Source organism: Desulfobacterium sp. N47 (assembly GCF_051233685.1).
GTDB lineage: Bacteria > Desulfobacterota > Desulfobacteria > Desulfobacterales > RPRI01 > RPRI01.
This window is the reverse complement of record NZ_JBAMMY010000122.1, coordinates 20189-30347: the sequence shown is the minus strand read 5'-3', so window position 1 is coordinate 30347 and position 10159 is coordinate 20189. Positions and strand designations below refer to the sequence as shown.

7 protein-coding genes and 1 pseudogene are annotated in these 10159 nt (G+C 39.2%); all 8 read left to right on the top strand.

What is annotated here, in order from left to right; translation table 11 throughout:
* Window positions 1-213, top strand: a pseudogene (locus VXK47_RS07620) (ISKra4-like element ISDesp4 family transposase); the annotation flags it as partial.
* Between the two features lie 637 nt (window positions 214-850).
* The gene (locus VXK47_RS07615) at window positions 851-1039 is read left to right on the top strand and encodes a hypothetical protein (protein WP_435548172.1); all 189 of its coding nucleotides are present in this window, start codon (window positions 851-853) and stop codon (window positions 1037-1039) included.
* Between the two features lie 48 nt (window positions 1040-1087).
* Window positions 1088-2359, top strand: a complete 1272-nt coding sequence (locus tag VXK47_RS07610; RefSeq protein ID WP_435548171.1) for a DNA cytosine methyltransferase — start codon at window positions 1088-1090, stop codon at window positions 2357-2359.
* Between the two features lie 53 nt (window positions 2360-2412).
* Entirely contained in the window at window positions 2413-2919 is a 507-nt protein-coding gene (locus VXK47_RS07605; protein WP_435548173.1) for a very short patch repair endonuclease, read from the top strand.
* Window positions 2912-4420 (top strand): ATP-binding protein, encoded by a 1509-nt coding sequence (locus VXK47_RS07600; RefSeq protein ID WP_435548170.1) that lies wholly within the window; start codon window positions 2912-2914, stop codon window positions 4418-4420. Before VXK47_RS07605 ends, VXK47_RS07600 begins: the two co-directional genes overlap by 8 nt.
* Window positions 4413-7118: a Z1 domain-containing protein gene (locus VXK47_RS07595; RefSeq protein ID WP_435548169.1), complete on the top strand. Its 2706-nt coding sequence runs from the start codon at window positions 4413-4415 to the stop codon at window positions 7116-7118. The genes VXK47_RS07600 and VXK47_RS07595 overlap by 8 nt, the downstream gene beginning before the upstream one ends.
* Complete coding sequence (locus tag VXK47_RS07590; RefSeq protein ID WP_435548168.1) at window positions 7111-8088, top strand: PD-(D/E)XK motif protein; 978 nt, start codon at window positions 7111-7113, stop codon at window positions 8086-8088. The genes VXK47_RS07595 and VXK47_RS07590 overlap by 8 nt, the downstream gene beginning before the upstream one ends.
* Window positions 8085-10133, top strand: a complete 2049-nt coding sequence (locus VXK47_RS07585) for an AIPR family protein (protein WP_435548167.1) — start codon at window positions 8085-8087, stop codon at window positions 10131-10133. The genes VXK47_RS07590 and VXK47_RS07585 overlap by 4 nt, the downstream gene beginning before the upstream one ends.
* Window positions 10134-10159: the final 26 nt, after the last annotated feature.

The following is a 10159-nucleotide window of genomic DNA, read 5'->3' as shown; positions in this document are numbered from 1 at the left end:
AAGGAAAGGATGCGGTACGCCCATTTTAGGAAGCGGGGTCTTTTTATAGGTTCCGGCGTTCTGGAGGCAGGCTGTCGAACCGTGGTTGGACAGCGGCTGAAACAGTCGGGTATGCACTGGACGGTTAGTGGCGCAAATAGTATAATAGCTCTGCGCTGTAGTATTCTAAGCAACCGTTGGGAAGATTTTTGGGAACATCGGGCCGCAATCTGAAATCGTTACCCATAAATTTGCCGCACACCCATCTTAAAGGATCTGACAGGTATTCATTTAATAAATTAGCCAATAACAAAAGACGCTCTTTAAATAATCTGCCGGTTATGATATATCATGGCGTCAATACAGAACATGCCGTTTTGATGAGAATAAATTCCGTGCAAAGATCGGTCGGGACGAATCTGGGAAATGGCAAACTGTTAAAAGGCTGTTGAACAAGGAAAGCTTGCTCTGTTGAATTCGGGAGCCGAAAGGCAACATTCAACCGGGGAGCGTTGGCAGGAGGCTGTACCCAAGGGCGCGAAGATGACGGGTGAGGATTATCGGGATGTTTGGTTGAGGTTGGCGGGGAGTGTTTAGCTGAAACGGAAAGACGGTTGGCATAATGCAGCTTCAGACATAGAAGAAGATATAAATGAATGTAAATTTAATGCAAAACTTAGGGAATTGGGATCTCGGATATGTTTTAGATTGGCATGTTGAAAGCAGTGAGTTTTTGGGGCATAATCAATTTGGTCGGCCTGAGTTTGACACTAAATATTTCAAAAAACTGTTCATATACAGCTATAGAACCTTTTCTTTTTGGTAGTTATCTGTTATGCATCTGGTTGTTCTCAATCCGGAGCTTTGAAATATGAGCACACTCTATCATGCCCGATATTTTGCATATGAACTTACCCTTTCTCTTTTTGATGCATGCGTTGATTTGAACCCGCATCAGATCGAAGCCGCCCTTTTTGACACCTATAAGCTCTTACAAACTTCAACCAAAAAACAAAGCGGCTTAAATGCAAGGAAGGCTGCTTTGCGAAACGTTCCCTGAAACAGATGAGCTATAAATTGATTTTAATGTTAGGTAAATATAAAACCAATGACGGATAATAAGCAAAAAACTATTAGATTTCTGGACCTTTTTGCAGGTGCTGGTGGCTTATCTGAAGGCTTCATTCGGGCTGGATTTACCCCTGTTGCTCATGTAGAAGCCGATAAAGCTGCCTGTTTTACTCTGAAAACCAGAGCTGCTTATCATTGGCTAAAGAATTCCGGCCGACTTGATCGTTATAATGCTTATCTGCATGGAAGTATTACTCGGGGTGAGTTGTATGAGCTTGTTCCAAAAAAACAGATTCTATCTGTTATAAATTCGGAAATCAGGGAGGATTCTTTAGCAGAAATATTTGGCGAGATTGATATTCTTCTTCGAGGTGAAAAAGTTGATTTAATTATTGGCGGACCACCTTGTCAGGCATATTCTCTTGCAGGACGTGCCAGAGATAAAAACGGGATGAAGGGGGATAAGCGGAATTATCTTTATGTTTATTATGCTGAATTTTTGAGGAGATACAAACCTAAATATTTTTTATTTGAAAATGTCATGGGGTTGTTGTCTGCCAAAGATGAAAATTGTGCGCTTTACCTTAGTACAATGAAAAAACTCTTTAAAGAGCAGGGTTATGAAACGGCAGAAAAAATTATTTCCGCAAATGATTATGGCGTTTTGCAAAAGCGAAAACGGGTTATTTTATTTGGGAACAGAGAAGGAAAGACAGGATTTTTCCCGATGCCGGAAGAATGGAAGCCAGGCATAAATGTAGAAGAGATATTAAAGGATTTACCATTTCTCAAAGCCGGAACAGGATCTGTATCTCCACATAAATTAAAGATTTATTCAGGAAATTATCTGTATGATGCAGGAATCAGGAACGGCAATGAACGGGTAACACTACACATAGCCCGACCACACAATGTTCAGGATCTCGAAATTTATCGTATTGCCGTTAAAAAATGGAACGAACACCGTCACCGTCTGTATTATCATGATTTGCCGGATAACCTTAAGACGCATAAGAATCAAACATCATTTACAGACAGGTTTAAGGTTGTTGCTGCAGATCTTCCTGTATCTCATACTGTTGTAGCTCATATAGCCAAAGACGGTCATTACTATATTCATCCCGATATTGATCAGAACCGTTCAATAACCCCGCGCGAGGCGGCCAGAATGCAAACATTTCCTGATGACTATTTTTTTGAGAGTGCCTCAGAAAACACCGGACGGTCAGCTGCCTTTCGCCAAATAGGAAATGCGGTTCCTGTTCTGCTTGCTCAGAAGATAGCTGAAAAGCTGTGGGAGACATGGTAGCAACTATTAAACATGTAAAATACCTATAAAATCATTTGGATAATATTTGTAATATGGATGTGCATTCACCCGAACAACGCAGTTACAACATGTCAAAAATAAAAGGCAAAGACACTAAGCCGGAATTGTTAGTTCGTAGATGGTTGTGGGCAAATGGATACCGGTACCGGTTGCATTACAAAAGGTTGCCAGGAAAACCCGATATTGTTTTTCCTGGTCGAAAAAAAGCAATAGTTGTGCATGGTTGCTTCTGGCATAAACATAACTGCCAATACTTTAAATGGCCAAAATCTAATGCGGTTTTTTGGAGGCAGAAGATTGAAGACAATATCCATCGTGATAAAAAAAACTTTGCATCATTGATTGCTTCCAATTGGGCCTATCTTATTATTTGGGAGTGCACTTTTAAAAATATAAAGCATTCCGAATATACAGAAAAACTACAGCAACTGGGAGATTTAATCAAAAAGTTCCTGACCGCTGATAATGATCAATGTATGGAGATTGATGCTAAGGGCATACATAAATTAACTATGTTCTCTGAGGCTTCTGATGAATAATTACGTTGAGATAGCTCCTTCCCCTATATCTCTGATAGAGTCACTCCGAAATATTGGCTACACAATAGAAACAGCTATCGCTGATATAATTGACAACAGCATAACAGCCGAAGCTGGTCAGATAAATATACGGTTTGCTTGGAATTCAGGAAACCCTTGGTTGGCAATTATTGATGATGGTTCCGGAATGACGAAAGACGAACTTATTGATGCTATGCGTTTTGGTAGTATGAACCCATTAGAAGCCCGTACAATAGACGATCTGGGAAGATTTGGCTTGGGTATGAAAACTGCCTCATTTTCACAATCTCGCCATCTTACAGTATTGAGCAAAAAAGGCGGGCAAATTGCTTGCTGTGAATGGGATTTGGAGAAACTATCTAAAACTGAAAACACAGGTTGGAAGCTTGGCGTTTTAGATTTAGTTGCTGTTCGCCAAAGATATACGCTTAATTCGATTTACAACGAATTTTTAACTAATGCTGCAAATGGAACAATTCTTTTTTGGGAAAACATTGATCGAATCAGAGAACAAGTCCACTTGTCAAAACAGGAAAGTCACTTTAATGCGCTGATTGATGGTGCCAGAAAACACCTCGAATTGGTTTTTCATCGCTTTTTATCACCTGACCCCGGAAAGAAAAAAGTAACTATCAGCATAAATGGAGATGAACTGACCGCATTTAATCCATTTAACCCCCGAAATCTTGCAACCCAAGAACTTGAAGAACAACAAATTATTATAGATGGCGAAACAATCGTAGTACAACCTTATGTTTTGCCTCATCATAACAAGGTGTCCCGACAAGAATACATTCAATATTCAGGTGAAGGTGGTTATCTTCATAATCAGGGGTTTTATGTTTACAGAAACAGAAGGTTAATCATCAAAGGTACTTGGTTCAGGCTGATTAAAAAAGAAGAATTGAATAAACTTATACGAGTTCGGATTGACATCCCAAATTCACTTGATCATCTATGGAAGATTGACATTAAAAAATCACACGCATCTCCACCAGAAACAATAAAGAATGAATTAAGGCAGGTGATAAGCAAGATTGAACTATCTGGTCGTCGGGTTTATCGGCAAAGAGGAACAAAAATTTCTACCACCATAAAAAGTCCTGTTTGGAATCGTGTTGCATCAGGTGGAACAATTTCTTATCAAATAAACAGAGAGCATCCGATAGTTATAGAATTGCTGAACAGTGCCACTGCCCAGCAAAAGGCTTTTTTTGGAAACCTGATTACTATGTTTGAAAGCAGTTTTCCCGTTGATATGTTTTTTAACGATATTGCCAGTAGCCCTGAACAAGTTGAGAAGCCCGGATTCAGCGAGAAAGAACTGGAAATGTTGCTTGATATATTTATTCAAAGTTGGTCGTCTGCCGGAACTCCAGAGAATGGACTTTCGGAAAAATTGCTTTCAACTGATCCTTTTGCTTCTAATCAGAACATTACAAGGAAAATTTTAAAACAAAGAGGATACAAAAGTGAGTGATAAGTTAATACAGGTTGAAGATGCTGCGGCAAGTTTGTTATCATCATTGGATGTTGATTCTGTTGAAAGGGCAGTTATTGAAGAAAAAGTAAGAGCTATCACTGCAATTCAAGGCAATTATTCAGAGCAGGATATTCAGATTATCACACGGAAACTCGAAGAACGATTTAATATCAGCATGTCTTTGGGGATACTGTTTGCCGCCGATGATTACCGCCCTTGGCTAAATGACGCAAGAGGAGATATAGAATGGTATTACTGGGATCGATATAAACGACTTTTGAATAAACAACAGTTTTCCCCTAAAGTAATTCGTGTTTTTAATAGTATTACAGACCAAATCCTTGACCATTTAGAAAACCCCAACAAGGCTGGGCAGTGGGCCAGAAAGGGGATGGTTGTCGGTTACGTTCAATCAGGAAAAACTGCAAACTACATAGGTTTGATTAACAAAGCGGCAGATAGTGGATATAGAGTCATTATTGTCTTGGCCGGAACGTTGAATTCGCTTAGAAATCAAACCCAATTTCGAGTGGACAATGGGTTTATCGGAAGAGATACTGAGCAAAAAATGGCGATTGGTGTTGGACTGCTCTCTAACGAAAAGAAACCGGCATATTTCACAACAAATACCAAAGATTTCAGGAAGGCAGTAGCTAATCAGATAGGTGTGGGAATTGGGGATTTAAAAGAACCGGTTGTCTTAGTAGTAAAGAAAAACAAAAGAACCCTAGAAAATCTCATTGACTGGTTAAAATACAATAACCCACATAATCTCAAGAACTATCCTATGCTTCTTGTTGATGATGAAGCAGACCATGCCTCAATCAATACCAACAAAGACGGAGAGTTAGCAACTACAATCAATCGAAAAATCAGGGAACTTCTTCATCTTTTTGACAGATCATCATACGTGGGATACACGGCGACACCATTTGCCAATGTTTTTATTGACCCTGAAACTGAGAGTGAGATGCTTGGCGACGACTTATTCCCAAGGGATTTTATTATCAGTCTTGACCCGCCCGATAATTATGTAGGATCGGCAAGGGTTTTCTCAAGCGATAGGGACATGGATATTGTACGCTTTTTAAATGATTATGAAGACGATTTACCTTTGAAACACCCAAAAGACTGGCAACCGAATGATATTCCTGATAGTCTGAAAGAAGCTATAAATATATTTATTCTCAGTCGTGCTATTCGACTCCTTAGAAAGCAAGAAGCTACCCACAACTCAATGATGATTAATGTGAGTCGCTATACAGCTGTGCAGTCGAATGTAAAATTGCTGGTCGATGAATATCTTAAAGAAATTCGTCAGGCAATTATCAATCATTACAAACTGACCGCTGCTGAAGCATTAAAAAATATTTCAATGACAGATCTTAAAAGATATTTTGAAAATGAATTTACAAGTACCGGCTTTAATTGGGACCAAATCCAACCTGAATTGAAGAAAGCTGTTTCACCCATAGAGGTTATTGAGGTGAATTCCTCATCTGCGGCAGAACCATTGGACTACAGCCGTCGTAATTATCCTCAAGGTCGCAATTTGATTGCTGTTGGCGGGATGAGTCTCTCCAGAGGTCTAACTTTAGAGGGCTTGACGGTCAGTTATTTTCTGAGAAACTCAGTAATGTATGACACCCTGATGCAAATGGGGCGTTGGTTTGGATATCGTGATGGCTATTCAGATCTTTGTCGGATATATATGACACCTGAGGCAGAGTCATGGTATACCCATATTTCAGATGTCACCGATGAGTTGCGCGAGGAATTCAAGAGAATGAAAATAGCTGGGATGTCACCCAAAGATTTTGGGTTGTGCGTCCGTGCTCATCCTGAGTCCTTGATTGTAACTGCCAGAAACAAAATGAGAACAGGGATTCCGATTACCAGACAAGTTAGCCTAGAAGGCAGATTAGTCGAAACATCAATCCTGTTAAAAAAGGCTGACGCACTGGAAGCAAATCGCCATCTTTTAACTGGTATTGTTGAAGAAATGCTGAATATTGCAGAGCCTTTGGAGGGTAAAAATACATCAAATTATGTTAGAGTCCCTGCCGGTTATCTTTGGTCAGCTATTCCAGTTAGCATTGTCAAAAAATTCATCGAAAATTTTCGTAATCATCCTGCTTCTCAACTAACAAATCCCACACCCTTAAAAAGTTATATAGATATTCTTGAGAAAGAAGAATTAATATTATGGGATATAATCTTAATTTCACCTTATAAAGAAACCGGAAAATATAAAAACATTGGAGGACATAGGGTCAATTTTCAGACCCGAACTGTTTCAAGGTTCGGTGATATTGGGATCGCTGTGAACAAAGAGAAAAGAAGAGTAGGATATGCTGTTCAGGAATCTGCTGCTTTACCACATAAAGAAACAACACAAGCTGAAAACAAATACAAAGAAGACAATCCACACAGCAAATCTGTTCCTGGTGCTGTATATAGAAAATTAAGAAATGAGCTTGGTTGGAATCCTCTTCTGATATTACATATGCTGGACTGCGAAGAAGAAGGAGAATCATTATATTCTGACGGAGTTGCTGCTTATGGTATCAGTTTTCCCGGTGAAGCTGGCAACCAGAAACCACATAACCTAGTGGAATATATTGTAAATACAGTCTGGTGGAAAAACGAATTTCCGGATTTGTTTGATGAAGAGGAAGAAAATGAAGATGAATAACCCTTGGGACGAAATTAATCCGCCCTCAAAAGATGTTAGTGCCAGACGGATTGACCATACTCACAGCCTTGATTTGTTTTGGGCAAGGGATCATTTTGGGCGATATTTGTTTGTCTATGAATTTTCATCGGAAGCGGAAAGTATCTCTAACATTAATTTGCCGGATTTAGTAGGGATTCAGACCGCCTACATTCCGGCTAATGGAAGTATAAACAGTAACCGTTTGGTACTACTGCTGAATGAGCAAAGCAACTGGGAATTATTTTTATCTTTATGTAACGATTTGGTACAGGCAACGCGGCAGTCAAAAACATCAGCTTCTGCGGTTCAAACGATACTCAGGCGTCTGACCCGCTGGCATGAATTCCTCAGAAAGAATCGAAGTGAACTGCTGACTGAAGAAAAAATAAAAGGCCTGATCGGCGAACTTTTATTCATCAGGAATTATCTCATTCCCACGTTTGGCTCTGGCCGTGCAATTCAATTCTGGCAAGGTACGGAAGGATTACCCCAGGATTTTAATATAAATAACAGTGCCATTGAAGTTAAATGTCAATCTGGGGCAACATCCCCTTATGTAAGAATCTCATCGGCAGAACAGTTATGTCCTCAACTGCCGGAAATGTATCTCTTCGTAATAACTTTAGGGAAATCCACACCTGAAACTGAGAATGCCATTAACCTGCCAGGTTTGATTTCTAACATCAGAGATATTCTGCAATCAGATACTTCAAGCCATATTGAGCGCTTTAATGACCTTCTGCATATGATTGGATATATAGATTCGGATAGCTATCTGGATTTTACTTATATATTGGCTGGTGAAAAAATGTTTCAGGTAACAGAGGGCTTCCCCAGAATTTGCAACCACGACATCCATCATGGTATTGTAAAACTTTCTTACGATATCAGTCTTTCAGAATGCGAGCCTTTTAAAAACCGACCGGATTGGATGGTAAAAATTTCATGAGTATCGACGATTTCTATACAGAATTTATGCAGGACATTTATGCACGTTCGGGGGCGGAACAAAATTTTACTGAGGCTGTATTTACCGAGCGCATATGTGACTTTCTCGTTGATCAGGCAACAATCGAAAATTACGTCTATTCCGGTTATAAAAACAGCCCCAGAGGTATTCGCGTAGATGCATGGGACTATAATAATGACACTGAGGTTTTGAGCCTGTTTGTCACCGATTTCAGATTCAGCGGTGAACTTGAAACGTTACAGAACACTGAGGTAATACGCAATTTCAGAAGACTGGAAAAATTTTTTAGTGAAAGCTTAAATATTAAATTCCTGATTGCTTTGGAAGAAAGTGCACCGGGATATGAATTAGCCCGGGAAATTTATGACAAGAATAAATCAAAGAGTATCTCCAGAGTTCAGTTTTTTCTTTTGACCAATATTCAACTCAGTAACCGGGTTAGTGCTATAAGCAAAAATGATATTGACGGATATAGCTGTACTTATGATATTTGGGATATCAGCCGTTTGTTCCGCATAGAATCATCTGGTAGGGCCCGTGAAGATGTGGTTATTGACTTTCAGAAAATTCTGCCGGAAGGAATACCCTGCTTGCCAGCGTTTACCGGTTCTGATAATTTTGCCTCTTATCTTCTGGTAATGCCAGGAGAAATAATTGCTGATCTTTATGATAAATACGGAGAGCGACTTCTGGAACAGAATGTAAGAACCTTTCTTCAATTTCGGGGAAAAGTCAATAAAGGCATCAGAAATACTATTAAGAATGAACCGGAAATGTTTTTTGCTTATAATAATGGATTGACTGCCACAGCAGAGAATGTCCAAACCGATATTCTGCATGGCAGAATACAATCTGTAACCAATTTTCAGATTGTAAACGGTGGACAAACAACCGCCTCAATTTTTACTGCTACGAAAAAGAACAAAGCAGAATTATCAAAAGTCTACATTCAGGTAAAGCTGACAGTCATTTCGCCGGAACAGGCTGAAACAGTTGTCCCCAGAATTTCAGAATATGCTAATACGCAAAATAAAGTGAGCGCAGCAGATTTCTTTTCCAACCATCCATTTCATTTACGTATGGAAGAAATATCGCGTCGCTTATGGGCTCCTTCTCCGCAAGGTGGATTGAGAGAGACTCATTGGTTTTATGAACGCGCCCGAGGGCAATATGCCAATGCTCAGGCCAACTTAACGCAGGCACAAACGAAGGAATTTCTCTCTAAAAACCCCAGGTCGCAAATGTTTACAAAGACTGATCTGGCAAAATTTGAATATTCACTGAATATGCAACCACACATCGTAAGCTTAGGTGCACAAAAAAACTTTGCCAAGTTCGCTAATGAAATCGGGCAGAACTGGGAGAAAAATGAAAAACAATTCAATGAGCTTTACTTTCAGAATATTATAGCAAAGGCCATTTTATTTCACTTTCTTGACAAGAGTATTATGAAACAAAGCTGGTATGGCGGATATAAAGCCAATATTGTTACCTATTCTTTAGCAAAATTGGCCCGTATGGTTTCAGAAACAGGAAAAAATCTGGATTTAACTCAGATATGGAAATCTCAAAAACTATCCATAGCACTTGAAACACAACTCATGGCTATTGCTGAATTGGTAAATGAGCATATACAAAATACTCCGGAGGGTATAACCAACGTAACTGAATGGTGTAAAAAAGAATTATGCTGGAAGAAACTTCAAGAATTATCAATACCATTAAATCATGATCTTGTAGCAGGTTTATTGGATAATGATGTAATCAATTCGCAGGAGAAGAGCGCTGAGAAAGTTCAAAAAACAGATGATGGCATTTTTGCTCAGAAATATGTTATCGAAAAAGGGGCTGAGTATTGGAAGCAGGTTGCCCGATATGGAATGGAAGGTGCATTTCTTAGCCCTAAAGAAATGAGTATAATTGGAATTGCCTGTGAAATTCCCAATAAAATTCCCTCTGAAAAACAATCGGAAATTGTAGTAAAAATTGAGGAAAAGTTAAAAAATGAGGGATTTTTTGTCTAATAAAAATGATTTTATTTAAGAAAATA

Coding starts and splice junctions, on each gene's coding strand:
- VXK47_RS07615 (WP_435548172.1), top strand. CDS start 851: ATGAGCACACTCTATCATGCCCGATATTTTGCATATGAACTTACCCTT.
- VXK47_RS07610 (WP_435548171.1), top strand. CDS start 1,088: ATGACGGATAATAAGCAAAAAACTATTAGATTTCTGGACCTTTTTGCA.
- VXK47_RS07605 (WP_435548173.1), top strand. CDS start 2,413: ATGGATGTGCATTCACCCGAACAACGCAGTTACAACATGTCAAAAATA.
- VXK47_RS07600 (WP_435548170.1), top strand. CDS start 2,912: ATGAATAATTACGTTGAGATAGCTCCTTCCCCTATATCTCTGATAGAG.
- VXK47_RS07590 (WP_435548168.1), top strand. CDS start 7,111: ATGAATAACCCTTGGGACGAAATTAATCCGCCCTCAAAAGATGTTAGT.
- VXK47_RS07585 (WP_435548167.1), top strand. CDS start 8,085: ATGAGTATCGACGATTTCTATACAGAATTTATGCAGGACATTTATGCA.